This window comes from Nonomuraea sp. B19D2, from assembly GCF_040137845.1.
GTDB lineage: Bacteria > Actinomycetota > Actinomycetes > Streptosporangiales > Streptosporangiaceae > Nonomuraea.
This window is the reverse complement of record NZ_JBEFAK010000021.1, coordinates 22,795-48,383: the sequence shown is the minus strand read 5'-3', so window position 1 is coordinate 48,383 and position 25,589 is coordinate 22,795. Positions and strand designations below refer to the sequence as shown.

19 protein-coding genes are annotated in these 25,589 nt (G+C 70.7%); 13 read left to right on the top strand and 6 right to left on the bottom strand.

The window, feature by feature from the left end; all coding sequences use genetic code 11:
- Positions 1-23: 23 nt before the first annotated feature.
- The 3 genes from ABN273_RS32935 to ABN273_RS32925 all read left to right on the top strand — a co-directional run bounded on the left by ABN273_RS32935 (position 24) and on the right by ABN273_RS32925 (position 2,087).
- Positions 24-509: a CBS domain-containing protein gene (locus tag ABN273_RS32935; protein ID WP_349452980.1), complete on the top strand. Its 486-nt coding sequence runs from the start codon at positions 24-26 to the stop codon at positions 507-509.
- Positions 510-668: 159 nt separating this feature from the next.
- Positions 669-1,367, top strand: coding sequence for a DUF305 domain-containing protein (locus tag ABN273_RS32930; protein ID WP_349452979.1), 699 nt, complete (start codon positions 669-671; stop codon positions 1,365-1,367).
- A 63-nt stretch (positions 1,368-1,430) separates the two neighbouring features.
- On the top strand, positions 1,431-2,087 hold the full coding sequence (locus tag ABN273_RS32925; protein ID WP_349452978.1) for a CBS domain-containing protein: 657 nt from the start codon (positions 1,431-1,433) through the stop codon (positions 2,085-2,087).
- Positions 2,088-2,093: 6 nt separating this feature from the next.
- Here ABN273_RS32925 and ABN273_RS32920 read toward each other — a convergent pair whose 3' ends face one another.
- Entirely contained in the window at positions 2,094-2,735 is a 642-nt protein-coding gene (locus tag ABN273_RS32920; RefSeq protein ID WP_349452976.1) for a response regulator transcription factor, read from the bottom strand.
- Positions 2,736-2,887: 152 nt separating this feature from the next.
- Between ABN273_RS32920 and ABN273_RS32915 the strand changes: the two genes are divergently transcribed.
- The 4 genes from ABN273_RS32915 (at position 2,888) to ABN273_RS32900 (ending at position 6,857) form a co-directional block, all read left to right on the top strand.
- Complete coding sequence (locus ABN273_RS32915; RefSeq protein WP_349452975.1) at positions 2,888-4,546, top strand: sensor histidine kinase; 1,659 nt, start codon at positions 2,888-2,890, stop codon at positions 4,544-4,546.
- Between the two features lie 212 nt (positions 4,547-4,758).
- The gene (locus tag ABN273_RS32910) at positions 4,759-4,914 is read left to right on the top strand and encodes a hypothetical protein (protein ID WP_349452974.1); all 156 of its coding nucleotides are present in this window, start codon (positions 4,759-4,761) and stop codon (positions 4,912-4,914) included.
- Positions 4,915-5,078: 164 nt separating this feature from the next.
- On the top strand, positions 5,079-6,035 hold the full coding sequence (locus ABN273_RS32905; protein ID WP_349452973.1) for a family 43 glycosylhydrolase: 957 nt from the start codon (positions 5,079-5,081) through the stop codon (positions 6,033-6,035).
- Positions 6,036-6,083: 48 nt separating this feature from the next.
- Entirely contained in the window at positions 6,084-6,857 is a 774-nt protein-coding gene (locus tag ABN273_RS32900; protein WP_349452972.1) for a glycoside hydrolase family 43 protein, read from the top strand.
- Here ABN273_RS32900 and ABN273_RS32895 read toward each other — a convergent pair.
- The gene (locus tag ABN273_RS32895) at positions 6,844-8,859 is read right to left on the bottom strand and encodes an alpha-galactosidase (RefSeq protein ID WP_349452971.1); all 2,016 of its coding nucleotides are present in this window, start codon (positions 8,857-8,859) and stop codon (positions 6,844-6,846) included. The two genes, ABN273_RS32900 and ABN273_RS32895, sit on opposite strands and share 14 nt — an antisense overlap.
- A gap of 143 nt (positions 8,860-9,002) precedes the next feature.
- Positions 9,003-10,058, bottom strand: a complete 1,056-nt coding sequence (locus ABN273_RS32890) for a LacI family DNA-binding transcriptional regulator (protein ID WP_349452970.1) — start codon at positions 10,056-10,058, stop codon at positions 9,003-9,005.
- A 100-nt stretch (positions 10,059-10,158) separates the two neighbouring features.
- On the opposite strand from ABN273_RS32890, the gene ABN273_RS32885 reads away from it, so the two are divergent.
- From ABN273_RS32885 to ABN273_RS32875, 3 genes are all read left to right on the top strand, one after another.
- Positions 10,159-10,344, top strand: a complete 186-nt coding sequence (locus ABN273_RS32885) for an aldo/keto reductase (RefSeq protein ID WP_502911170.1) — start codon at positions 10,159-10,161, stop codon at positions 10,342-10,344.
- Positions 10,345-10,668: 324 nt separating this feature from the next.
- Complete coding sequence (locus ABN273_RS32880) at positions 10,669-10,845, top strand: hypothetical protein (RefSeq protein ID WP_349452969.1); 177 nt, start codon at positions 10,669-10,671, stop codon at positions 10,843-10,845.
- Between the two features lie 103 nt (positions 10,846-10,948).
- On the top strand, positions 10,949-13,696 hold the full coding sequence (locus ABN273_RS32875; protein ID WP_349452968.1) for a heparinase II/III family protein: 2,748 nt from the start codon (positions 10,949-10,951) through the stop codon (positions 13,694-13,696).
- Positions 13,697-13,800: 104 nt separating this feature from the next.
- On the opposite strand, the gene ABN273_RS32870 is transcribed toward ABN273_RS32875, so the two are convergent.
- Positions 13,801-14,724: a helix-turn-helix transcriptional regulator gene (locus ABN273_RS32870; protein WP_349452967.1), complete on the bottom strand. Its 924-nt coding sequence runs from the start codon at positions 14,722-14,724 to the stop codon at positions 13,801-13,803.
- A 175-nt stretch (positions 14,725-14,899) separates the two neighbouring features.
- On the opposite strand from ABN273_RS32870, the gene ABN273_RS32865 reads away from it, so the two are divergent.
- Complete coding sequence (locus ABN273_RS32865) at positions 14,900-15,715, top strand: aminotransferase class IV family protein (RefSeq protein ID WP_349452966.1); 816 nt, start codon at positions 14,900-14,902, stop codon at positions 15,713-15,715.
- Here the strand turns inward: ABN273_RS32865 and ABN273_RS32860 are convergent.
- Entirely contained in the window at positions 15,702-16,802 is a 1,101-nt protein-coding gene (locus ABN273_RS32860; protein ID WP_349452965.1) for a hypothetical protein, read from the bottom strand. The two genes, ABN273_RS32865 and ABN273_RS32860, sit on opposite strands and share 14 nt — an antisense overlap.
- 66 nt (positions 16,803-16,868) lie before the next feature.
- Between ABN273_RS32860 and ABN273_RS32855 the strand changes: the two genes are divergently transcribed.
- Entirely contained in the window at positions 16,869-19,424 is a 2,556-nt protein-coding gene (locus ABN273_RS32855) for a LuxR C-terminal-related transcriptional regulator (RefSeq protein WP_349452964.1), read from the top strand.
- A gap of 207 nt (positions 19,425-19,631) precedes the next feature.
- Here the strand turns inward: ABN273_RS32855 and ABN273_RS32850 are convergent, their stop codons facing one another.
- The gene (locus ABN273_RS32850; RefSeq protein WP_349452963.1) at positions 19,632-22,946 is read right to left on the bottom strand and encodes a glycosyl hydrolase family 95 catalytic domain-containing protein; all 3,315 of its coding nucleotides are present in this window, start codon (positions 22,944-22,946) and stop codon (positions 19,632-19,634) included.
- 346 nt (positions 22,947-23,292) lie between these two features.
- Between ABN273_RS32850 and ABN273_RS32845 the strand changes: the two genes are divergently transcribed.
- On the top strand, positions 23,293-25,578 hold the full coding sequence (locus tag ABN273_RS32845; protein ID WP_349452962.1) for a helix-turn-helix transcriptional regulator: 2,286 nt from the start codon (positions 23,293-23,295) through the stop codon (positions 25,576-25,578).
- Positions 25,579-25,589 lie beyond the last annotated feature (11 nt).

Sequence of the window (25,589 nt, the reverse complement as noted above, 5' to 3'; positions counted from 1 at the left end):
GCGAGGGTGGAGTAGGGGAAGTCATGACCGTCGAATCGCTGACCGCCAGGCAGGTGATGAGCCGTGTTCTGGTGGTCGTCAAGCCGGACGAGTCGCCGTTGATGGCCTGGGAGCTGATGCGCCGCGCTGACGTGCACCACCTGCCGGTCGTTGACGGGCGTCACGTGCTGGGCGTCCTGACCCGCGAGCAGCTGGCGGCGTCCTGGTCGGGCGGGCCCTATGAGCAGTCCAGGCGCCAGGTCCGGGCGTTGCTCGGGTGCGAGCGCAGGCCGTTGGTCCTGCCGGATACCCCGTTGGCCCGGGTCGCTGCCGTGATGCTCGACGCCGGATGCGACGCCGTGCCGGTGGTCGACGGCGGCACACTGGTCGGCCTGGTCACGGCACGCGACGTGCTGTCGGCCGTCGCCGGACGGGTCCGGCCCGCCGAGACACCCGGTGAGGTGGTCACCGGGATGTTCCACCTGGAGCCCGTCCTGCCCCGGACACCTTCTCGAGGCCGCGCGCGATGACGCTCCGAGACGTGCCACGCCACGTCTCACAGGTGCCGGCGAAGGCCGTTGGTCCCGGTCATGAGGGTCGTACGGCCCTGGCCCGGTACGGGGGGCAACCGCCAGCCTGGAAAGGAAGAGGGAAAAGCCAATTCTTGGACAGAGTGTTGGAGTCGGGACATGAAACGGTCGGCAGTTGCGAGGATCGCGGCTGGATCCGTGCTGGCGACCGTGGCCCTGACCGGCGTCACCGTCGCAGCCACCGATGTGGCCCAGCAGGTCACGCAGATCACATCCGGGCAGGCGAGCGCCGCGCCACTGGCGGGGTGGGGCACGGCGGAGTCCGCCGGGCCGATGCTCGACGCGAGCGTAAGTGACGAGGCCGACTATCTGGCCCGCATGGTGGCCTACCAGAACGAAGCGGTGGCGGCGGCCCGGCACCTGCAACGCTCGGACCGGCCTCAGATGCGCGCGCTCGGGGTCTCGATCTCGGCCACGGAAGGCGCTCAGACCGCCACGATGAAGGCCTGGCTGGAGAAGTGGTATCCGGAGCGTTCGGGTACGGGGACCGGCTACGCCTCACTCATGCGCGATATGTCCAGGCTGTCGGGTGATGCGCTGGACAAGGCGTTCCTGTGCGACATGATCGACCAGCACATGACGTCGGTCACGATGTCTCAGCAGCTGCTGGTGTCCGGGTGGTCCAAGCTCGGCGAGGTCGCCGCGTTCGCCGCCGAAGCGCGCGATGACCGGCGTGCCGAGATCTTCCAGATGCAGCGGGACTCGGCCGGCTGGTTCGGCGGTTCTGACATGCCGTGCGGGACGTGGGACACGTCGCAGGGCACGCAGTCACGCGGGCCGGGCACGAGGGGTTGGTGAGCGACCGGCGGGACATTCGCCACTCCTGCGCGAGTCCGTGCCGGCGCACTGGAGGAGGATGTCATGGCGATCGAGGTCAAGGACATCATGGGCCGTGTGGCCATCGCCGTGATGAAGGACGCCCCATTGACGGAGATCGCGGAGGCGATGAAACGGTTCGCGGTGAGCGCGGTGACCGTGATCGACGCGGACCGGCGGCCGGTGGGTGTGGTCTTCGAGGACGACCTGCTGCTCACGGAGGCCGACACGGTACGGCCCGGCGTGCCGATGTCCGAGCCCGTCAGGCAGCGGCAGGACCACCAGAAGCCGGCGGACACGATGGCGGCTCAGCTCATGACCTCGCCGGCGATCACTGTCACGCCGGGCACCTGCGTGCGGGACGCGGCCCTGCTGATGCACGCGACGCGCATCAAGCAGATACCCGTGATCAACGTGGTCACCGGGCGGATCATGGGCACCCTGCACCAGCGTGACGTGCTGCGGGCCGTCACCCGCCCGGCCGAGGAACTGGACGCGGACATCGGAGCCGTGCTGCCAAGTCCCGAGACGTTCACCATCGAGATCGACCAGGGCGTGGTGCGGATCAGCGGCGCGGTCGAGTGGAGATCACAGGCCGTCGCGCTGACGGAGAAGATCCGGATGATCGAGGGCGTCGTGGACGTGCGGTCCGACGTGACCTTCGACAAGGACGACCTCCTCACGGTCCCCCCGGGGATGTAGGAGGCGTCATTCGCGACGGCCGTCGCGCAACCGCGCCGCCAGCGCCGCCGCCTGGGTGCGGCGCTGCATGTTGAGCTTGGCCAGCAGGTTGGACACGTAGTTCTTGACCGTCTTCTCGGCCAGGAACATCCGCTCGCCGATCTGCCGGTTGGTCAGCCCTTCGCCGATCAGCTCAAGGATGTGCCGTTCCTGCTCCGACAACGCCGCGAGGGGGTCCTTCGCGGTCGCCTGCCGGCGCAGGCGCTCAAGCATGGCGGCGGTGGTCTGCGGGTCGAGCAGCGACTGTCCCGCGGCCACCGTCCGGACCGCGCCGACCAGGTCGGAGCCGTGGATCTGCTTGAGCACGTAGCCGGACGCGCCGGCCATCACCGCGTCGAACAGCGCGTCGTCATCGGCGAACGAGGTCAGCATCAGGCACGCCAGCCCGGGCACTCGGGACCGTACCTCCCGGCACACGTCGACGCCGCTGCCGTCGGGCAGGCGCACGTCCAGCACCGCCACGTCGGGCTTCAGCGCGGGGATGCGGGCGATCGCCGACTCGGCCGTGCCGACGTCGCCGATGACCTCGATGTCCTGCTCGGCCTCCAGCAGCGCCGCGACACCCCGCCGCACGACCTCGTGATCGTCGACGAGGAACACACGAATCACACTTACGACGCTATCCGGCCGCACGCGGCCGAAACGTAGGAAGGAGGCTCCCGGGGAGGCGCGCCCGCTCCGGCACCGGAGATGGGCGTTGTGGCTGGTCAGGTGCGACACTGAGAGATGTGGATGGCGAGCATCAACCGTTGATGCCGCACATGCGGCTCGATGAGCTGCTGGCCGAGTTGCAGACGCGGCTCGATGCCGTGCTGTCCACCCGGGACCGGGTGCACGCGCTGCTCGAGGCCGTCGTGTCGGTGGGCAGCGAGCTCGATCTGGAAGGCGTGCTGCGCCGCATCACAGAGACCGCGACGGGGCTGGTGGACGCCGGCTACGGCGCGCTGGGCGTGGTCGGCCAGGAGCACACGCTCATCCAGTTCGTCCCGGTGGGACTGAGCGAGGAGGAGATCGCCAGGATCGAGCACTGGCCGCACGGCCTGGGCCTGATCGGGCTGCTGATCAAGGATGCGCGGCCGCTCAGGCTGGCCCATATCGCCGACCATCCGGAGTCGTACGGCTTCCCGCCGGGCCATCCGCCGATGAGCACCTTCCTCGGCGTTCCGATACGGGTGCGCGGGGAGGTTTTCGGAAACCTTTACCTGACCGAGAAGCACGGCGGCGGCGAGTTCGACGAGGAGGACGAGGCCATCGTGACAGCGCTGGCCACCGCCGCCGGCGTCGCCGTGGACAACGCCCGCCTGTATGAGGAGTCACGGCGGCGTGAGACCTGGCTGAAGGCGGCGTCCGAGGTGACCACCAGCCTGCTGTCCGGCGCCGACCCACGCCAGGTGCTGAGCCTGGTGACGGGTTGCGCCCGCGAGATAACCGACGCGGACCTGGTCGAGGTGCTCCTGCCTGAGCCGTCGAGGCAGTCGCTGATCGTGGAGCTCGCGGAGGGCGAGGGCGCCCAGGAACTGCCGGGCGCCGTCTTCGCGGTGTCGGACACGCTCGCGGGTGATGTGTTCACCCAGGGTGAGCCGATGTCCGCCCCGGACATGCAGAGCGTCCCGCGTCCTGGCTCGCCGCTGCAGCGGTTGGGTTACGGGCCGGTGCTGATGGTGCCGTTCGGCAGCGTGCCGGACGTGCGCGGGGTGCTGGTGCTGGCCAAGCGGAGCGGCCGGTTGCCGTTCAGCGGGGCGGATCAGCAGGTGCTGCAGGCGTTCGCCGGCCAGGCGGCGGTCGCGTTGGAGCTGGCCGAGGCGCGCCGGGACGCCGAACGGCTGGGTCTGCTGGAGGACCGGGACCGCATCGCCAAGGATCTGCACGACGTGGTCATCCAGCGCCTGTTCGCGACGGCGATGACGTTGATGAGCACGATCCGGCTGGTGGAGCGGCCGGAGGCGGCCAAGCGGGTCCAGCACGCGATCGACGAGCTGGACGAGACGATCCGGCAGATCCGCTCGTCCATCTTCGCGCTGCAGGGCGCCGGCGAGGCCGCGCCCAGTCTGCGCGGGCAGATCGTGGAGCTGGTGGAGGGCGCCGCCGGCCATCTGGGCTTCATGCCGGGCCTGCGCATGGCGGGGCAGATCGAGACCCTGGTGGCCGAGCCGGTCGCCGCGCACCTGCTGGCCGTGTTGCGCGAAGCCCTGTCCAACGTGGTCCGCCACTCCCGCGCGACCCGCGCCGACGTTCTTGTCGAGGCCGTGGGTTCCGAGCTCGTCCTCCTGGTCACCGACAACGGCGTGGGCCTGGGAGAGACGGGACGCCGCAGCGGCCTGCGCAACATCGAGGACCGCGCCGCCCGGTTGGGCGGCACCGCCGAGCTCGAGATCCCCGACGAGGGGGGCACGCGGCTGCGCTGGCAGATCCCGCTGTGAGTCACAGGGGTCGGGAGAGCTTCCGGTGGACGGCAGGTTGTGTTCACGGTGGCGGAGGCGACGCCGGATCTCTGGCGTGGCACCAGTTGCAGGACGGCGGCGACGGCCGGGGTCACCTGGACCGCATATTCGGCTCCCCGACACGCCTTGAGGCTCCGTGACCGGCTTCCGGGATCCGGACGCACACAGCTGACGGGGGCCTCGGCGGGCCCATGGACGCGACGCCCGCGCAGGTCTCGCAGTACGAGCGGTTCGTGGTCGCCGGTCTCGACCACGGCGTCGACCGCCCCGACGGCCAGGTAGAGCGCCAGGAGTGCGGCCTCCACGCCGGGGAAATAGACAACGATATCCGTGGGTGCCGGGCATAACGGTGTCCCGGGCCTCGAGCCGGTGTCACCGCCTGAAGGACGGCCTCTTCCTGCGCGGCCGTCATCCGAGAGGCGGGGCGGGGGTCGAGGAGCCCCCGATCCCGCGCCGTGGCAGATCGAGCGTTCCTGATAACGTTTTCCCCCGCCAAGTCGAGGGAGGTCGTGTGTCCACCTATCCGCGCGCACCACGAGGGACCATCGCCCCGGGAAAGCTCTTCACCGACCAGCACAGTCACGTGGCCCAGCTCCACGGAGTCGGCATCCAGCGTTTCGACGGCCTGTTCTGGGCCTGGGGCGAGGACAAGTCGGCGGGCGGCACCTTCGGCGGCGTGGCCTGCTACTCCTCGCCCGACCTGGCGACGTGGACCTCGCACGGGCACGCGCTCGCACCGGACCCCGGCGTGCCGGACCTCGCCCCGGGGCGGGTCGTCGAGCGTCCCAAGGTGCTGCGCAACCCCGACGGCCGGTACGTGATGTTCCTGCACGTCGACTCGGCCGACTACGCCTACGCCCGGCTGGGCTGGGCGGTGTCCGACCGGCCGGAGGGTCCCTACACCTACCTGCGCAGCGAGCGGCCGCTCGGCAACATCAGCCGCGACATCGGCGTCTTCCAGGACGACGACGGCACCGGCTACCTGATGTCGGAGGACCGCGAGCACGGGCTGCACATCTACCGCCTCTCCGCCGACCACCTCGCGGTCGAGGAGATCGTCTCGACCACGCTGGCCCCGCCCAGCGACCACCCGGCCGGTCAGCACGGGTACGAGTCACCTGCGCTGGTCAAGGCCGACGGGCTGTACTACCTGTTCGGCTCTGACCTGACGGGCTGGGCCACGAACGACAACAAGGTCGCCACGGCCACGTCACTGGCGGGGCCGTGGAGCGAGTGGGCCGACTTCGCGCCGCCCGGCTCGGCCACCCACGACTCGCAGACCTCGGTGATCGTCCCCGTGCACGGCTCCGACGCCATCAGTCATGTGTACGTGGGGGACCGGTGGATCAGGGACGACCTGTTCCACTCGGCGCCGGTCTGGTTGCCGATGCACATCGGCGGCGGCAAGGCGCAGGTCGAGTGGCGCGACTCCTGGACGATCGATCCCGCGACCGGCGTGATCGCGTGACCGCCACCGTGGCCGCCGGGCCGGGTGCGAGATGAACGGAAGAGACCGATGACAGGAGACCAGGCGCCGTTCGGGTACGTCATGGCGCGCTTCGTCGAGGATGCCCACAGGCACGCGGAGAAGATCTATCTCTCCCTGAGCCGCGGCGAGGACCCGGCCCGCTGGTTCCGGCTCAACGGCGGAGAGCCGATCCTGGAGTCGGCGCGGGGGACCACCGGGCTGCGCGACCCCCACCTGGTGCGCTCGCCGGCGGGCGACCGGTTCTATCTCGTGGCCACGGACCTGCGCGTCTTCGGCGGCGACGACGCCGGATGGGGCGTGTGGTCCGCCCACGGCAGCCGCTCGATCATGGTGTGGGAGACCGGCGACCTGGTGAACTGGTCGGACGGACGCCTGGCGGAGGTCGCGCCGCGGAACGCCGGGATGGCGTGGGCGCCGGAGTCCATCTACGACGACCAGCTCGGCGAGTACGTCGTGACCTTCTCCTCGAACCTGTTCGACCAGGAGAACGACCCCGGCCACACCCAGCCCACGTACAGCCGCACCATGTACGCCACCACGAAGGACTTCGTGACCTTCAGCCCGGCGCGGGTGTACCTGGACACCGGCAGCACCACGATCGACACGACGATGATCCGCCACGGCGGCAAGGTGTTCCGCTTCCACAAGGACAACGGACCCGCCGGTCGCCAGCTCTACGCGGACGTGGTGTCGTCGCTGTTCGCCGACGACGCCGTCGTCCTGCGGGAGCGGATCGGCCGCGAGCAGTACGGCGCAGGACGGGGGACTCGCCCTGCGCCCGGATTGACTACGGCGACGTGATCGTGCTGGCTCCGGTGACCTGGAACACCCGGGCCGAGAAGCCGGCGACGCTGCGCAACCGGAGGCCGTGGTCGCCGATCGTGACGGTCCAGGGTTCCAGGGCCGACGGGAACACTTCCGTGACGTGACCCGTCAGGCCGGGGATCTCGATCGCCGACGGAGCGGGGCTGCGATCCCACACGACGAGGAGCGCGCGGTCGTCACCGATGCCGAGACCGACGCAGACCACCGGCGCGTCCCAGCCGGGCATTCCGAGCGGCCAGAACGGCACGGCGCGGGGGAGCTGGTCACGAAGCGACTTGTAGGCGGCCACCGCCTCGCCGACCAGCGCCGACTGCGCGGGGCGGAGGTCGTGGAGGAACCCGGACAGATACAGACGACCGGCGAGACCCGTGACGAGGGTGAACGCGGTCTCTTCGTCGGTCATGTCGGCATGCGGGTAGGCCCAGTTGCCGCACTGCTCTGGCAGGATCGTCGCCGGAGCCGAGGCCGCGATCGGGGGATACAGGCGGAAGTCCTGCTGGTCGCTCGTCGACTGAAGATGAGTGACCGACAGCAAGGAGTAGTCCGCGCGCATGGCGCCCGAGCTGCAGTTCTCGATGAGCAGCTCGGGGTGGCGCGCCTGCGTCCCGACAAGCCACTCCTGGAACGCACGGGTATGGGCCAGCAGGCCGTCTCCGGCCGCCGTCGCGCGCCACTCGGTCCCGGCTCCGGGGTTGATGTTGTAGTCGAGCTTGAGGTAGGAGATGCCGTACTCGGCCACGAGACGGTCGACGGTCTCGTCGAGGTGAGCACGGGCCGCGGGATGGCGGAAGTCGAGGTGATACCGCTCGTGCTCCTGGACGCGCCGACCGAACCGATGGAAGAACGCCTCGTCGGGAAGCGCCTCGGCTGCCGGGCTGCGCACGCCGGTCACCTCGGGCTCGAGCCAGAGCCCGCTTCGCATTCCACGCGCGTGGATGTGCTCGATGACGTGCTTCAACCCGTGCGTGAAGCGGTTCGGCGCCTCCCGCCACTCGCCGACGGTCGACCACCAGTCGCCGGTCTCGGGATCGGCGAACCAGCCGGCGTCGATGCAGAAGTACTCGGCGCCCGCGTCGGCCGCCGCGTCGATGAGGGGAATGAGCGCCTCGGTCGTCGGCCGGCCCATGAGGGTGTTCATGAAGTCGTTGTAGACGACCGGCAGTGCTTCCTCGGCCTGCCGCTGCCGAAGCCGGCGCCGGTACCGGGTCAGCTCGGCGATCGCGCCGTCCCGGCCGGTCGACGATACGGCGACGGCCGCCGGGACGGTCGTGAAGTGTCCGCCGGGCTCGAGTTCGTGGGCGAAGTGATGCTCGAGGTCGGCCGGGCCCATGAGGCTGACGACCCCGCCGCTCCTGGCCTGTGCGATGTCGCAGTGCCATCCGGCGCTCGTCTCGATTTGCCAGGCGATGGCCGCATTTGTCATGGTGTCTGTGAGCACCCCGGCAGGCAGATGTTCGCCGGTTGACCATGCTCCGTGGCTCCCGATGCCGAGATGCCCGCGCCCGTCCTGTCCGTGCAGGCCGAGGGCGATCCGGGGAAGCCGGTGCCGCAGCGGCTCCTCTCGCCAGCGGTTCTCGGCGAGCCATTCACTCTCTGCGACGGCGAGCGTGAAGCCGTCGAGATCGTCGTCGGATGCGCCGAATCCGAAGGTCGCGGTCGAGACGGCGGTGAGCAGCGCCGGCGCCTCTCCGGTGTTCTCCACGGTGCTCTGGATGCGCACGACGCGCGTGCCGTGCGGCCTGGTGAGCGTCGTACGTACGACGAGCCCTGTTCGATCGTCGCGTTGCGTGACGACGAGCCGGTCGGAGGCCGGACCGCCGAGCCGCTGGTGCTCGACGTAGCGCAGGCGGCCGCCGACGGCGGACCGGAAGTACGCCTGGCTGGTGCGCCCGCGCTGCTCCTCGGCCGTGAAGAGCTCGACGAGCGGGACGTCGGAGCGTCCGAACCCGGCCGAGCGATCGATGCCGGCGAGGGACACAGGCCGATCGGCGTCCCAGCTCAGGTCGACGAACGACGACAGTCGAGCGGGCGGCAGCCCGGCTTCGTGCTCGATGGTGATGACTGACTCCTTCCAGGGCGTTCGCGAGGATATCGTTATCCAAGCATGGACGCCGGGTCGTGTCAGGACCCGGCGCCGACCTTTACGCCATGGACGATCAGTGACGCCTTCAGCGCGACGTGCCGCCGGCCTGCGGCGGATCCGGGCTCGTCGAGGGCGATCCGCAGCGCCGCTTCGCCGAACTCCGCCAGCGGGACCTGGACAGTGGTGAACTCGGGCATGACGTCACCGAGCAGCGGCACGTGGTCGAATCCCGTGACCTCGAGATCCCTCGGGACCAGCAGGCCTCGCTCGCGAAGGCGGGCGATCGCCCCCACCGCCATCGCGTCGCTCATCGCCGCCACCACATCGAGGTCCCGCAGGTGGGCTTCGAGGGCGTCCACGGCGGTGTAGCCCCCGTCGCGGTTGAAGCCGGAATGGACGACCGCGTCCTCGGGGACGGCGATGCCGTGGGCGGAGAGTCCCGCGAGGAAACCGCCGGCGCGATCCCGGGAGGTGATCTGCTCCTCGGGCCCGGAAATGATCGCGAACCGGCGGTGTCCGGCCGCAACGAGCGCGCCGGCGAGGGCGGCCGCGGCGTTGCGGTTGTCGACGGTCACCCGCGGGTATTCGAGGTTGCTGTCGCCGATCAGCACGACGTTCGTGCCCTGGCTCTGCAGGATCCGCAGTTGCGCGTCGAGTGCCGACTCTCTCGCCAGGTTCGTCGACCGGCTCGTGGCCAGGACGATCGCGCGATGCCGTTCGCCGCGGAAATCCGTCAGCAGATCGGCCTCGCGATCGGCGTCGTCGAGAGTGGCGCGCACGGCGACCGAGAGCCCGCGGTCCTCCGCCGCGCGCATGACGCCGGCGATCATGGTCGAGCAGCCGAAGTCCGCGATGTCGCTGACGAGGAGCGCGATGGATCGCGCCCGCCCACCCTTGATCGCCTGGGCCGCCGGGCTCACCGCGTATCCGAGCGTGCGTGCGGCGTCCTCGACGCGTTCACGCAGCTCCCGCCGCCCACTCGCGGCTCCACGGACGCCGCCGTTCAGCACCCGGGACGCCGTCGGCACGGAAACGCCCGCCAGCCGCGCCACATCCGCCAGCGTGGCCGGCTTCGCCGGCGAGTCCTTCGCCACGCGCATCCTCTCCCTCAGACGACTGGATATCGATCTCCAGCCTATCTGGCACGGAGCGGCATGCGGCTGACGTGGCAGATCGCCGTTCCATCGACCGGCCATCTCGCCGCCTCTGCCACGAGATGGAAAGCGTTCTCCGTGCCAGGCTGTCCCGCAAGGCGATCATGGAGCAGATCGATGCCTCGTTGGCCGTCTCGGCACGGACTACGTTGATTTCTGGCAGATTCACCGTTTCGAACCGGAGGCGCCGGTGGAGGAGACGATGGAGGCCCTGCACGACGCCTGAAGGGAGAGCTCAGAAGATCGGCACGGCACTAGCATGAGCGCCATGCATCCGCCCGCGCCGCACACTCCATGGAGCCGGCCACCCCAGCCCATTCCCTCCGGGGCACAAGCGCATCTGGTGCTCGACGTGAAACGGCACTGGTTCGGCGTTCTACTCGCCTCGATCACACCTATGATCATTCTCAACGGTCACGTGATGCCGGGCCGATGGGGGCGCAACACGATCCCGCTTCCTCCCGGTCAGCACCATCTTCACGTCTACCTACCGGGTCTCCTCCCAGCACGGATAGGCCCCGCGGATCTGACGATCTGGCTCCAACCCGGGATGGCGCTCGAACTCGAGTACCGCGCTCCCCTGTGGGCGTACTCCCGAGGCGCCCTCGGCACCGCCCCCCAGCCATGGAACGGGAAGGGCTGCCTGATCACCCTGCTGGCGATCCCGGCCTGCACCCTGGTCCTCCTGCTGATTCTGCTCGTCTTCGCGTTACTGTCGTACGGCTGAAGCGTTCGCCTCTACCTGGAACCGGCCGCCCGCCTGGGCGTATCATCTGGCCTCCTGCGCCCGACATACCGCGGGCATACCGCGCACCCCTACTTTGGCGTGCATGTCTCCCTCGTGGCGGCGGCTCGCCGTCCTGATTCTGGTCGCCGCGTTCCTGGTGCCGGCTCCTCCGGCCGCCGCGGCGGCGTTGTCCGACGCGGGCTTCTTCGGCAGGTGGAGCGCCGGCGCCTGGACGGTGGGGCCGCGACTGAACTACGCGCACGCGGGCCTGGGGCCCGTGGAGAGTGCGGTGAAGGCGGGTGACTACGCGCTGGCCAAGCAGCGGCTGCTGGACTACTACCGCGCGCGCCCGGCCATCGAGGCGGGCGGCTTCTCGCACACGACCTGGCCGGGCGCACTCGAGTTGACCCCCAGCCACATCTGGACGCTGGGATCGGGCGAGGTCTACATCAAGACGCTGGCCTTCGGCCCGGGGGAAAAGACGGTCACGGCAGACGTCACGAGCAGCATCACCAGCGGCAAGCCCGGATTCTTCCTGATGAGCCGCTACAAGGACGCGGTCATCGCCCTCATCAACAGCAGGAGCAAAGGGTCGGGCAAGCCCACCCTCCGCCTGACCCTGGCCGATGGCTCGGTGAAGACTCTTCAGCCCACGCACGACACCTACATCTGGGCGGCCAACCCGGGCAACGTGTACGGCACCAAGTACTACATGCAGGTCAGCGACCAGGGCACGGGGCCGTTCACCGGCGAGACGCGCAAGGCGTACCTGCGGTTCGACCTCGGCGGCGTCACAGGCGTGAAGAAGGCGGAGCTGACGCTGACCGGCACGGCCGACACCGCGAAGGACATCATGCTGTACGGCAACGCCGAGACCTTCGACGAGGCCACCCGCACCTGGTCCAACACTGTGCAGAACACGTTCTCCTGGGAGGGCGACCCCGGCGGCTTCGACTGGAAGCTGCCCCGCGGCGCCGACATGGAGTATCTCTACCAGCTGCCCCGCTTCTACTTCGCCGGCCCGCTGGCCCTGGAGTACCAGAAGACCGGCAACGAGCAGCACGCCCGCACGCTCATCGGCCTGATGACCGACTTCATCAAGGACGCCGACTCCTACGACGCCGACCAGGGCGCCGGTTCCTACCCGGGCAACCTGCACGCCGCGCGCCGGCTGCACAACTGGATCGCCGCCTACGAGATCCTGCGCAAGAGCCCGTCGCTGACACCCGAGGCCAACACCGCGATCCTCAAGACGATGAACCGGGCGGGCCTGTACCTGCAGGTGAACGTCAACGGCACGCCGAACAAGATGCAGTCGCAGAAGATCACGCTGCTGCACGCCTCTGTCTACTTCCCGGAGTTCCGCGTGGCGCCCGCGTGGCGGACCAACGCCGCCGACTTCCTCTCGGCTCAGCTCAACGACTCGACCTACGCCGACGGCGGCTACAAGGAGTCCACGGACGCCTACTTGCGGGGCTACCTCAGACAGTACGTCGACGTCGTCGCCTACATGCAGCGCAACGGCATCACGTTCACCGCCACCGCCAAGCTGCGGCAGCTGGGCCACTTCCTCATGGACCAGAGCTATCCCAGCGGGTACGGCCCGGCCTACGGCGACAGCGACTCCCTCGACCTGCGCAGCACCCTCGGGGAGCTGGGCGAGCTGCTCAATGACCCCGAACTCCGCTACGTCGGCACCTCCGGCAAGTCGGGCGAGAAACCGGCGCACACCTCCGTGTCCTACCCGGACACCAGGGTCGCGGTCTCCCGTTCCGGCTGGACCGCCGATGACTCCCACCTCCGGATCAACGCCGACCGCGGCAACCACAGCCACCCTGACGAGCTGGCGATCACCGCTTACGCGTACGGCCGGCCGCTCCTGCCCGACATGGGCACCTTCACCTACAGCACGGACGCCCGCGCGCAGTGGCTGCGGCGTACCACCGAGGCGCACAGCACGATCGAGATCGACGACAAGCCGCAGATTTCGACGGCGGCGGGCGGGATCTCGCATCTGATCACCAACCCCGCTTTCGACCTGATCGGCGCGAACACCGAGAGCTCCGCCGGTGCTCGCCACGAGCGATCCGTCCTGTCGCTGCATTCGGGCCTGTGGGTGGTCTCCGACCGGCTCAAGCCGGTGGACACCGCCACGCACCGCTACGAGCAGAACTGGCACTTCGCCGCGGACGCCAATCCCTCGATCCGCTCCGGGACGGAGGCCACGACCACCGCCTTCGCGACGGGCGCGAACCTCACGATCGTCCCCGCCGACCCGGCCGAGGTCGCCGCCACCCTGCGCGACGGCTACTACGCGCCGCGCTTCTACTCGGTGGAGAACGCGAAGTACGCCTCCTACGTCAAGACGGCTACCGGCCAGACGACCTTCGACGCCCTCCTGCTGCCGTCCAAGGGAGCAGCCGACACCTCGGTGACGGTGGAACGGCTCCCCATCGCCGCCACCCAGTCGTATGAGGCGACAGCACTGAGCCTGAACGGCGGCGCGGGGGTCTACTACAAGTCCTGGACCACGAAGGCGCCGCGCGCGTTCGGGTCCTACACCTTCGACGGCAAGCTGCTCTACTCCGACGCCGGGTCGATCGTGATGGTTGACGGCTCGTCGGTCGAACGTGCCGGCGCGACCCTGGTCAAGGCGCCGGCCGCGGTCAAGGACCTGGCCGTGACCTTCGGCGGGGACGGCACCGTACGCATCGACGGCAGCGGGCTGACCGCGAGCACCGACCCGGCCAAGGCCATCGCGATCGCGGCGCCGAATGCCGCCGAAGTGATCCTCAACGGCAAGGTCGTTCCCTTCGAACGCGCGGGCGCGCTCATCTACGCGGCCGCCTGAAGGAGAACTCCGGCCCGGATCGTTGAGCTGCCCGACCTGCGGTAGGCCGGGTGCGGCACGCCCTGAAGTCTACTTTGTAAAGGACCTCGGACGTCGTGGCGCCGTCAGGGCCGGTGCCGGGGGCCTTCCGCGGCGATCGTGTCCGCGCCCCAGCTGCCCAGCAGCCTCAGGTTCTCCGCCGCGGCGGAGCCTGGCGGGGCGTGGTACACGGTGAGGGAGTGTTCGGGGTCATCGGGCAGGCGCATCGACTCGAAGGAGAGGGTGAGCTCGCCCACCAAAGGATGACGCAGGCGCTGGGTGCCGTGATTGGTCTCCTTGACGTCGTGCCTGGCCCACAGGCGGCGGAACTCCTCGCTCTTCACCGACAGCTCGCCCACGAGCGTCAACAGCTGCGGGTCGTCCGGATAGCAGCCCGCGTACAGGCGCAGGGCGCCGACGACGTCGATGGCCTTCGACTCCCAGTCCGCGAACAGCCGGCGATGGCCGGGCCGCAGGAACACCAGCCGCGCCCAGTTGCGCTCCCGGGACGGCAGCCCGTCCCAGTCGCCGAACAGGGCCGCCGCCATCCGGTTCCAGGCCACGATGTCCGAGCGCGGCCCGGTCACGTACGCGGGCGCCCCGTCCAAGGAGGCCAGCAGCTGCCGGAGCGTGGCGCGTACCTGCTGCTGGTGGGGTGGCGCGGGCTGCTTCCTGTGCTGGCACCTGACCAGGTGCGTGAGGTGCGTGTACTCGGCGTCCGTCAGCCGCAGGGCGCGCGCGATCGCGTCGACCACCTCGTCGGAGACGTTGTTGCCCCGGCCCTGCTCGAGCCGGGTCAGGTACGCGACCGACACACCGGCGAGCTGAGCCAGCTCCTCGCGGCGCAGTCCCGGCACCCGCCGGTGCCGCCCGAAAACCGGCAACCCGACGTCTTCCGGCGTCAACCTGGCCCGGCGGCTGCGCAGGAACGCGCCGATCTCGGCACGCGGATCGATCGGCTGCTCGCCGCCCGGACCCGCCTCCCCTTCCGGGCCGGGCAGAAAGTCCATATCGCTCATTGTCCCCGATCGTCCGCATAGGAGGAGATATGAGACTGACCCTGTCAGTAGTAGGACCACTGGTCGTACGCGGAACAGAGCTCTGGGAGATCTCGCCCCGCCGCGGCAGGCTCATTGGCGGTCCCCGAACCTCCGGGGCCTGGACATGATCTGAGGGAAGACGTCGATGAGCACTCTTGCTGCCTCTTCTGTCGTGCAACGCAACGGCCGGGCGGTGGCCGCCGAGGAGCTGGCGCCGCTCGCCTTCGCGGGTTACGCGCACTTCACCGCCATGCAGGTGCGTGGTGGGCGGATCCGGGGCCTGGACCTCCATCTGGAGCGGCTGCGGGTCGCCTCGGTGGAGTTGTTCGGCCGGGCGTTGCCCGGCGATCGAGTGCGGTCCTACCTGCGTGCGGCCCTGGAGGGCGGTCCGGGTGACGTCTCGCTGACGGCCACGGTGTATTCGCCGGCGGGCGAGTTCACCGTGGCCGGGGCCGAGGTCGAGCCGGAGGTGCTGGTCCGTACCGGACCCGCCGCCTCCGGACCGGAAGGCCCGCTGGCGCTGGCGGCGGTCGAGCACGAACGGATGCTCCCGGCCGTGAAGCATGTCGGCGAGGTGGCGAAGACGTATTTCCTCCGCCAGGCCGTCGGACAGGGCTTCGACGACGCCGCCTTCGTCGATCGCCGGGGCCGGCTCAGCGAGGCGTCGATCTGGAACCTGGCCTTCTGGGACGGCACCGCGGTGGTCTGGCCTGTGGCCGAGATGCTGAGCGGGATCACGATGACCATCGTCCGCCGGCAACTGGATCGCCTCGGCATCCCTCAGCGCACCCAGGAGATCACGCTCTCCGGCCTGCCGGCCCTGTCCGGGGCCGTGGTCATGAACTCATGGACACCGGGTGTGGCCGTACACCGGATCGGGGCCGTGCCCCTGCCTGAGGCGCCGTCCTTCGTGGCGCTGCTGCACCGTGCCTACCAGGCCGAACCGCTCACCAAGCCGTGACCGACCGCCCCAGGTCGGCGATGAAGCGGGCGAGCGCGGCCCGCTTGCGGAACAGGTCGTGCAGCTCGGGGGTGGGCTCCTGGCCCAGGAGCTCGAAGGGGATCGCGGTCCACGCGCTGCGCAGCACGAGCGTGGCGACGTAGCCGAAGGAGATCTCGCCGGGGTCGGCGATGCCGGCCGCCGCGGCGGCGTACGCGGCCTCGATCGCCTCGTGGACGGCGGGCAGGTCCGCGGGGTCGAGCTCGCCGGTGTGCGCCCGGCCGACCAGGAGCTGGCCGAGGTCGAAGCCCACGGCCGCCGGGTGCGGCCAGCCCCAGTCGACGGCCACGAACTCCGCTGAGCCGTCGGCCGGGACCAGCAGGTTCATGGGACTGGCGTCGCCGTGGACGAGGGTGTGCGGGAGGCGGTCCAGGGCGTCCAGCAGCGGGTCGATCCGGCCGGCGAGGGCCAGCAGGTCGGTACGGAGCAGGGGGTCGGCGTGCCGGGCGACCAGCGGATGCCGCCACGTCGCCGGGTCCCGCAGGATCGGCAGGAACAGGCCGGCCACCGGACCCGCGCAGTAATGGCGCAGGCTGCGGTTGAGCGGTTCGCGCGGCGCGGACGACCGGCCCGCCACGGGTCGCGCGGCGGCCAGGTGGCCCAGCAGGAGGGCGGCGGCACGGTAGCGGTCCAGGTCCCACGCGGCGGGAGCGACCGGCACGTCCTCCAGCCACATGACGAGCCGGTCGTCCCCCAGGTCGTCCAGCCGGTACATGCGGGGCAGCCGCAACCCGCAGGGAAGCGAAGGGCGGGCCAGGTAGACGTCCGCGTCGGCCCGCCAGGGGAAGTTCGCGACCGCGTCGGCCCGCAGCTCCTCGGGCATCTTCGCGTACCAGGGGGAGTGGTTGATCGCGTGGATCGACTTGACGAAGAACGACCAGCTCACGCCGTCGGTCGTCGTGCCGCGCACGCGGTGGAGCGAGGCCGTCGACAGCGACCCGGGACCGTGGTGGAGGAGCTCGGCGTGCTGGTCCGCGATCTCGGCCAGCGGGTCGCCGAGGCTGGCGCGGACGAGGTCCGTCAGGCCGGTGGGCAGCGTCATGGTCATGGGCCCAGCATGCTCGGCGCGGCAACGCTCTCGCATGAGCATGGCCTACTCAAATACGCTTTCGCCGTGGCAGCCTCCTGGCCGTTCATCGGACGCGCGGCGCAACTGGCGGAGATCAGGTCCGCCGCCAAGGGTGTGGTGGTCGCCGGTCCGCCGGGGACGGGCAAGAGCCGCCTGGTGGCGCAGGCCGTACACGGTCTCGGCGAGGTGGCCTGGGCGCGGGCCACCGCGGCCGCAGGGGAGCTACCGCTGGGCGCCTTCGCCCCGCTGCTGCCTGCCACGCCGCCCGCCGGAAACCCGCTGGGCTGGGCCGCCGCCGCGCTGCGCGCGCCGGTGCTGGTGGTGGACGACGCCCACCTGCTCGACCCGGCCTCGGCCGCGCTCGTCCACCACCTCGTGACGCGGGGCGGCACCCGGGTGATCGCGACGCTGCGCAGCCGGACGCCCGTGCCGGACGCGGTGCTCGCGCTGTGGAAGGACGATCTGGTGCCGCGGCTGGAGCTGGAGCCGTTCTCCCTGGAGGAGACTGCGGCCGTTCTGGAGGCCGCTCTGGGCGGCCGGGTGGAGTCCGCGACCGTCGCGCGCCTGTGGCGCGCCAGCCAGGGCAACGCCCTCTACCTGCACGAGCTCGTGCTGTCCGGGATCCTCACCGAGGACGGGGACGTGTGGCGCTGGCGCGGCCCACTGACGATCACGCCCACGCTGCGCGAGACCATCGCGGGCCGCATCGGCGAGCTGACCGCGCGGGAGCGGGAGGTGCTGGAGCTCCTGGCCTACGGCGAGCCGCTCGGCGCCGACCTGCTGGCCGTTCTCGGGTCCCTCGACGCCGTCCAGCACCTGGAGGACAGGCAGCTCGTCACCGTGCAGCCGGACGGCCAGCGGCTCCAGGTACGGCTCGCGCACCCCCTGTACGGCGAGGTCATCAGGGACGGCTGCGGGGTGCTGCGCGCCCGCACGATGATGCGCCGGCTGGCCCAGGCGGTCACCGAGGCCGGGCTGCGACGGCGCGAGGACGTGCTCAGGGTCGCCGTCTGGCGGCTGGACGGCGGCATGGCCGGCGATCCCGGGCTGCTGCTGGCCGGCTGCGAGCGCGCCAGGGTCATCCGGGACCTGGAACTGGCCGTACGGCTCGGGCGTGCCGCCGTGGCCGCGGGCGGCGGTACGCCCGCGCTGGCCGCGCTGGCTACGGTGCTGTCCTACTCCGACCGGTACGCCGAGGCCGACGAGGCGTCCGCCATCGCGTGGGAAGCGGATATGACCGAGCTGGCCAGGACGGACCTCGGCGTGCAGCGGGCGCTGAACCTGGCCGTCGGGCTCGGGGACGTCGCGCGGGCGCGGGCCGTCCTGGAGGAGACCACCCGGCTCGTGGGCGACGCCGGAGCACGGCAGGGCGTGTTCATCATGCGGGCCGTACTGGCTGTCCTCACCGGCGACATCGCCGCCGCCGAGGACCTGTTGGCGTGTGCCAGGGACATGGGGCCGCTCAGCCGGCACGGCGCACGCCTGCTGGTCGTGGCGGAGGTGGCCGTAATGGCGGCGCGGGGTCGCGCCGCGGAATGCCTGGCCCGCGTGGCGGACATCCGGGCCGGGCTCGTGGAGGAACGGGACGACATGCGTAGCCTTGCCGCCACCTTGACCGGTAACGCCGCGAACGCCGCCCTGCTGCTCGGCGAGCTGGACACCGCCGAGCGGTTCGCCGACGAGGGATACGGCCTGGACGGCCAGTTCGGCAGCTGGACGCGGGCGCTCCTGGAGTTCGGCACGGTGAAGGCCCGCGTGCTGCGGCTGCGCGGCCGGCTCACCAACGCCCTCGCCTGGGCCCGCGACACGGCCGGGCGGCTGCCTGCCCGAAGCGCGCTGGCGGGGTCCTGCCTGGGCGAGCTCGCGCACGCGTACGCGCTCCTCGGCGACGTCGCCGCGGCCGAAGAAGCCCTGGCGCGGGCGGAGGCGACGGGCATGCCGATCGGCCCGTCCGCCGTCCTGCCCCTCCGCTTCGCCCGGGTATGGACCATGGCCGGGCGCGGCGACGCGGCCGGGGCCGTCGAGCTCTGCCTGGAGACCGCCGGGAGCGGGCTGCCGTGCGACGTGCCGTTCGCGCTGCACGACGTCGTCCGGCTGGGCCGTCCCGAGCTGGTGTCCGCCCGGCTCGCCGCGCTCGACCTGGACAGCCCGCTGGTCGCGCTCTTCGCGCGGCACGCCACCGCCCGCGACGGCGCGGAGCTCGACGCGATCTCGGAGGGCTTCGAGCGGCTCGGCCTGCTGCTGTACGCGGCCGAGGCGGCGGCGCAGGCGGCCGCCCGCTTCCGCGAGTCCGGGCTGTGGCGCGGCGCGCGGGCGGCGGAGACCCGGGCCTGGCGGCTCTCCCAGCATTGCCAGGGCGCCCGTACCCTCGCGCTGATGGACGTCGGCGTCCCCGGCCTGACGCCGAGGCAGCGCGAGATCGCGGTGCTGGCCGCCCAGGGGCTGACGAACCGCGAGATCGCCCAGCGGCTCGTCGTGTCCGTCCGCACCGTGGCCAACACCCTGTACGCCGTCTACGACAAGACCGGCGTCAACGACCGCACTGCCCTGGCCGCACTGCTGAACTGGCCCATCTCCGATCGAGATGACAGTCATCGCTGATTATCGCTTTGACAGAGGAAGCGCCGGCCCATGCCCGCCGTTGGAAGGCCTCGAGGCCTCGCGGATCTCCATGTTCACCGATCACTCGACGGCAGCGCCGCCCGGTCCCCGAGGGCGGCCGCGGGCAAGCCTATCGGGGTCCGTGACGGCGGAGCAGCCAGGCGGTCGGCCGGTGCAGGGCCTGCCGGAGCCGCGCACCGATGGACGTCAGAAGGCCAGGTCCCGCCAGTTCTTCACCTCGTCGGCCGTCAACGACCGGGCCAGGATGGCGGCGCGGTCGACCGCGCCGGTCAGGCGCTGGCCGCCGCCCTGGTCGGCGCCGAAGCGCAGGGGGCGGGAGGCGCAGCCGGCGACGCCGTCGGCGGTGGCCTGGCCGCTCGCCCTGCGCTCGCCGTCCACGTAGACGGTGATGGCGCCGGTGCGGTCCAGCGTGACCACGAGATCGATCCAGCGGCCGGTGGGCAGGGTGGTGTTCAGGCCGACGTTCGCACCGGCGCCGATGAAGCGCAGCGTATTGCCGGGGGTCACGTCGATGAGGACACCGTCGGTGCCGGGGTCCCCGGACGGCTGAGAGTCGAACAGCCGGCGGTAGCCGCTGCCCGAGATCTTGACCTCGGCGGCGAACGTCGCCTCCCGCACCAGGCCGAGCGTGGTGTTCGCGGTGGTCAGGTAGGTGTTGCCGTCGAGGGTCAGCCCGCTGCCGGACGGTGCGGTGGCGTCGTAGGCGGGGGCGCCGCCGGTGACGGTGGCGTGGCGGCCGTTGCCGGAGGCGTCGGCGACGGCGCCGCCCTCCTTCGGGTCCCAGGCGACCAGGACCGAACCGGCGGTGGCCGGCGCGCAGGGGTCCAGGGCGAGCACGGCGGTGGCCGCGCCCTTCCAGGAGCCGGTGACCGAAGCGGCGAGCACCGCGCGGCGCGAGCCGTCGGCCGGTCCCGGTGTGACGGTGAAGGCGGCGGTACGCGACTGGCCGGGCGCCACACCGGCCAGGTGACGGGACGCCGGCTCGACGGTCCAGCCCTGGGGCGCGGTGAGTGTCACGTCCGAGTCGGGCACCGCCCTGCGGCGGGTGGCGGTGACCGTGACCTGCGCCTCGAACGGAGTGCCCGGCATGGCCGTGCCGGGCGCCCTCAGGGTGACGGCCGCCTCGTTCTGGATCGTGTACGCCGTGCCCGCGCGGGCGTTCCAGCTCAGGGTGTCGCCGTCGCGGCGTGGCGCGACCTCGTGGCCCTGCTCGTCGTGGACGCGGTAGCGGCCGGCGATGAACGGCGACTTGACCTTGATCGGGCCGCTCCTGCCCGGGTGCACGGTCACGGTGTCGGGGGCGCCGTCCTTCCAGGTGGCGTCCACGGTGACGTCGCCGCGGGCGCGCAGGCCCGACACCGAGCCGTCCCGCCAGGCGGACGGCAGCGCGGGCAGCACGTGCACCACGTCGTGCTGGCTCTGGACGAGCATCTCGGCGATGCCGGAGGTGGCGCCGAAGTTGCCGTCGATCTGGAACGGCGGGTGGGTGTCCCACAGGTTGTCCAGCGTGGAGCTCTTGAGCTGCTCGGCGAGCATCTTGTGGGCGTGATCGCCGTCCAGCAGCCGCGCCCAGAAATTGATCTTCCAGGCCTTGGACCAGCCGGTGCCGCCGTCGCCGCGCGCGGCCAGCGAGACCTTGGCCGCCCCGGCCTCCGGCGTGCCGGCCGTGATCTGGTTGCCCGGGTGCAGGGCGTACAGGTGGGAGACGTGCCGGTGGGTGTCGGTCCTGGAGTCCCAGTCGCTCTTCCACTCCTGCAACTGGCCCCAGGAGCCGATGCGCAGGCCCGGGTCGAGCTTGGCCAGGGCCGCGCTCACCTCGGCCTGGAAGTCCTCGTCCACCTTCAGCCGCTTGGCCGCCGCAAGGGCGTTGGTGAACACCTCGCGGACGATCTGCTGGGACATCGACGCGCCCGCGGAGAAGTCTCCGTGCTCGGGCGAGTAGCTCGGGGAGACGACGAGCTTGCCGTCACGCGGGTCGGTGTGCAGGAAGTCCAGCCAGAACTCCGCCGCCCCCTTGATCACCGGGTACGCGGTCCGGCGCAGGTAGTCCACGTCGCCGGTGAAGCGGTAGCTGTCGTACAGGTGCTGGGTGGTCCAGGCGGCGGCCTCGGGGAACCAGAAGGAGCTGGCGTAGTTGTGCACGCCGGTGAAGCCGAAGGAGTTGGTCTCGTTGTTGACCAGCCAGCCGCGTGCGCCGTACATGTCCTGGGCGGTCTTGCGGCCGGGCGCGACCAGAGCCGCGATGTAGCGGTCGTAGGGCTTGGTGGTCTCGTGCAGGTTGGTCTGCTCGGCCGGCCAGTAGTTCATCTGCAGGTTGATGTTGACGTGGTAGTCGGCCGACCAGGGCGGGCTGGTCGAGTTGTTCCACACGCCCTGCAGGTTGGCGGGGAGCAGGTCGTTCTCGCGGGAGGAGGAGATCAGCAGGTAGCGGCCGTAGGCGAAGAACAGCGCCTCCAGCGCCCGGTCGTCGGGCGCGGCGCCGCCGGTGTAGCTCTTGCGCAGCCGGTCGGTGGGGATGGCCGGCGTGCGCTGCCCGAGATCCAGCTGCACCCGGTCGAACAGCTTGCGGTAGTCGGCGACGTGCGCCTTCTTGAGCTCGTCGTAGCTCTTGGCGGCGGCGGCGTCCACCGCGGCGGTGACCTTGGCGTGCGGGTCCTCGCCCTTGTAGGCGGGGTAGGTGTCGGCGTAGTCGGTGCCGGCCGACAGCACGAACACAGCGCTGTCGGCGCCGGTGACGGTGATCCTGTCTCCGTCGTCGGTACGGGTGCCGCCCTTGGTGATCACCTGCACCTGGGCCTCGAACGTCATCTTGTTGTTGCTGAGCGCGCCGCGGATGGTGAGGCGGCCGGCCCTGGCCGTGATCGTCTTGTCGTTGCGCGGCGAGGTGTGCCGCAGGGTGAACGACACCTTGCCGCCCTGGTCGGCGGAGAGCCGTCCGACGATCACGTTGCCGGGGTTGCTGGCGAAGTACTCGCGCGAGTAGCGGACGCCGTCCGCGGTGTAGCCGACCCGGGCCACGGCCTCGCGCAGGCTCAGCTCCCGGCGGTAGGCGGTGGGGTTCTGCGGCGCGCCGGCGAAGTCGAGATGGAGATCGCCGAAGGTCTGGTACGCCCCGAACCCCGTCTTGGGCTGGCCCAGCTTGGCGGCTACGTCGTTCGGCGCCATCTTGCCGTCGCGGTCGATCTGCTGCTGGACCTCGGAGACGGCGTCCGGGCGCGGGGCCTTCCAGTTGCCGTAGTCGTAGCCCGGGGAGCCCGGGCCGCCGGTCCATAAGGTCTTCTCGTTGAACTGGATCTGCTCGGCCCCGACGCCGCCGAAGACCATGGCGCCCAAAGGGCCGTTCCCGATGGGCAGGGCCTGGGTCTCCCAATCGGTCGCGGGCTTGTCGTACCAGAGGGTCAGGTCATCGGGTGTCTGACCGGCGTCGGCGGCCGGCTCCGGTTCCGCTTGCGCGTGCGCCGGGCCGGACAGTCCGTTGGCGAGCATGAACGCGACGATCAAGATGGCGCTCAATCGCCGCCGCGGGGGGTGGGGCACTGATTCCTCCGATCACCGGTGGCCTTCGTCCAAGGAGATAGCACCGAAACACCCTCTTAACAAGCCTTGACATCCGATGTATCTACCGCGGTCGGCTTCGGCGGGAGATCCAGCGATCGCCCCGCCGCCGGTGCCGGCGGTAGTGGGATCGCCAACGAACCGGTCCTTTGGCGGCACGGGTGAAGGCGGTTGGAAAAAATTCAGTGTGACTAGTGCAGCATTTACGTCTGCCGTGCCATGGCATTACCGGGGCCGGGTAATTGAATATGTCACGGGGATATGTGGGGGGTGGACGTTTGTGCCATCCGCGATGACGCGATCGGGGAGTCTGCCGCTTGAGCTCACCAGCTTCGTCGGTCGCAGGCACGAGATAGCCGAGGGCAAGCGCCTGCTCGCGGCCGGCCGGATGGTGACGCTCACCGGTGCCGGCGGGGTGGGCAAGACGCGGCTGGCGTGCCGGATCGCCGCGGAGCTGTCACGGGACTTCCGTGACGGGGTCTGGCTGATCGACCTGTCTCCGCTGGTGGCGGGAGACCTGCTCGTGGAAACGGTCGCCGCCGCCGTCGGTTGCCCCCGGCCGGACCTGGACTCTGTTGCCGAGTTCCTGCATGACAAGCGGGCGCTGTTGGTGCTGGACAACTGCGAGCATCTGCACTGCGAGTGTGCCGGCCTGACCGGCGATCTGCTGGCGATGTCCCCTGAGCTGAGCATCCTGGCCACCAGCCGGCAGGCGCTGCACGTCGCGGGGGAGCAGATCTTCGAGGTCCCGCCGTTGACCGTGCCGGACGCGGCCGAGATGCCGCTGGATGACGCACTGCGGAACGAGGCGGTGCGGCTGTTCGAGGATCGCGCCACCTCCGTCGTGCCCGACTTCCGGGTCAACGAGGCCAACAGCGCGACGGTGGCGCGGCTGTGCCGGCGACTGGAGGGCATCCCGCTGGCCATCGAGCTCGCCGCGGTGCGCGTGCAGGTCCTGTCCGTGCAGCAGATCCTCCAGCGCATCGACAACCGGTTCCGCCTGCTGACGGCCGGGCCCACCACCGCGCCGCCGCGGCAGAAGACGTTGCGGGCGCTGCTGGACTGGAGTTATGACCTGTGTTCCGACGATGAGCGGGCGCTGTGGGAGCGGTTGTCGGTCTTCTCCGGCGGTTGCTGCCTGGACGCCATCGAGTGCGTGTGCCCGGGGGGCGGGATCGCCCCGGAGAGCGTGGTGGACGTGCTGGGCCGGCTGGTGGACAAGTCGATCGTGCAGCGCCGCGGGCAGGGCCGTTTCGGGATGCTGGACACGCTGCGCCAGTACGGATCGGAGCGGCTCGCCGAGTCCGGCCTGGACAGGGCCCTTCGGCTGCGCCACCGCGACTGGTGCCGCGGCCTGGCGGCGCGGGCCGAGGCCGAGTGGTTCGGCGAGCAGCAGATGGACTGGCTGGCGCGGCTCACCGAGGAGCAGGGGAACGTACGGGCCGCGCTGGAGTTCTGCCTGAGCGAGCCGGGGGAGGCATGGGCCGCGCTCGAGATCGCCGCCGCGATGTGGAGCCATCGGCTTTCGTGGAGCTCCCCGAGCGAAGGGCACCACTGGCTGGAGCGGGCGCTGGCACAGGAGCCCGGCGCCGGCGCTCTACGGGCCAAGGCCTTGTGGGTCGACGCCTGGCTCGTGCTGCTCCGCGGGGAAGCGCAGGCCGCCAAGCCGTTGCTGGATGAGTGCCGGGAGCTCGCGGAGCGGCTGGGTGACGAGGCCGAGCTCGCCGGCGCCGTCCACATCACCGGGTTCGCCACGTTGCTGACCGGCGATTTCCCCCGAGCCTTCGAGCTCCTGGAAGAGGCCCTGTCCCGGCGCCGCGCCCTGGGCCATCGCGGCAATGCGTGGGTGGCGCTCTTCCAGCTGGCCATGACCGCCGTGCTCATGGGCGATCCGCGCGCCGCGAAGCTGTGCGAGGAAGTCCTGGAGACGGCCGTGCGGGCGAACGCCGAGTGGTCGGTCTCGTACGCGCTGTGGGTCGCGGCCCTGGACCGATGGCGGCAGGGCGACCACGGGCGGGCCGCGACCATGATGCGGGACGCCGTCCGGCTGAAGCTGCGCTGCAACGACCATCTGGGCCTCGCCCAGTGCCTGGAGGGGCTGGCCTGGATCCTGGCCGACGACGAGCAGTACGATCAGGCCGCCCGGATGCTGGGCGCCGCTCACATGACCTGGCGGTCGATCGGGACGTCACTGTCCGGGCTCGGGCATCTGGCGGGTGCCCACGACCGGTGCGAGTCCACCGTCCGGCGCCACCTCAAGGAAGAGACGTTCAAGGCGGCCTTCGAGCGCGGCTCGCAGCTCACTGTCGACCAGGCCGCCGCCATCGCGCTGGACGAGAAGCTCACCCGGCGCGCGGAAGGCGTCCAGCCGGGATCCGACGTCGCGTCCGTCCTCACCCGCAGAGAACGGGAGATCGCCGAACTCGTCGCCCAGGGCCTGAGCAACAAGCAGATCGCCGAAGACCTGGTCATCTCGCAGCGCACCGCGGAGTGCCATGTGGAGAACATCCTGCGCAAGCTGAACTTCACGTCCAGGTCGCAGATAGCCAAGACGTGGGCCTCGCGCCAGGCCAGTTGAGGACCTCGAGA

Excerpts from the sequence above, each read along its gene's own strand:
- ABN273_RS32935 (WP_349452980.1), top strand. The coding sequence starts at position 24 with ATGACCGTCGAATCGCTGACCGCCAGGCAGGTGATGAGCCGTGTTCTG.
- ABN273_RS32930 (WP_349452979.1), top strand. The coding sequence starts at position 669 with ATGAAACGGTCGGCAGTTGCGAGGATCGCGGCTGGATCCGTGCTGGCG.
- ABN273_RS32925 (WP_349452978.1), top strand. The coding sequence starts at position 1,431 with ATGGCGATCGAGGTCAAGGACATCATGGGCCGTGTGGCCATCGCCGTG.
- ABN273_RS32915 (WP_349452975.1), top strand. The coding sequence starts at position 2,888 with ATGCGGCTCGATGAGCTGCTGGCCGAGTTGCAGACGCGGCTCGATGCC.
- ABN273_RS32910 (WP_349452974.1), top strand. The coding sequence starts at position 4,759 with ATGGACGCGACGCCCGCGCAGGTCTCGCAGTACGAGCGGTTCGTGGTC.
- ABN273_RS32900 (WP_349452972.1), top strand. The coding sequence starts at position 6,084 with ATGACAGGAGACCAGGCGCCGTTCGGGTACGTCATGGCGCGCTTCGTC.
- ABN273_RS32880 (WP_349452969.1), top strand. The coding sequence starts at position 10,669 with ATGGCGCTCGAACTCGAGTACCGCGCTCCCCTGTGGGCGTACTCCCGA.
- ABN273_RS32875 (WP_349452968.1), top strand. The coding sequence starts at position 10,949 with ATGTCTCCCTCGTGGCGGCGGCTCGCCGTCCTGATTCTGGTCGCCGCG.
- ABN273_RS32870 (WP_349452967.1), bottom strand. The coding sequence starts at position 14,724 with ATGGACTTTCTGCCCGGCCCGGAAGGGGAGGCGGGTCCGGGCGGCGAG.
- ABN273_RS32865 (WP_349452966.1), top strand. The coding sequence starts at position 14,900 with ATGAGCACTCTTGCTGCCTCTTCTGTCGTGCAACGCAACGGCCGGGCG.
- ABN273_RS32860 (WP_349452965.1), bottom strand. The coding sequence starts at position 16,802 with ATGACCATGACGCTGCCCACCGGCCTGACGGACCTCGTCCGCGCCAGC.
- ABN273_RS32845 (WP_349452962.1), top strand. The coding sequence starts at position 23,293 with ATGACGCGATCGGGGAGTCTGCCGCTTGAGCTCACCAGCTTCGTCGGT.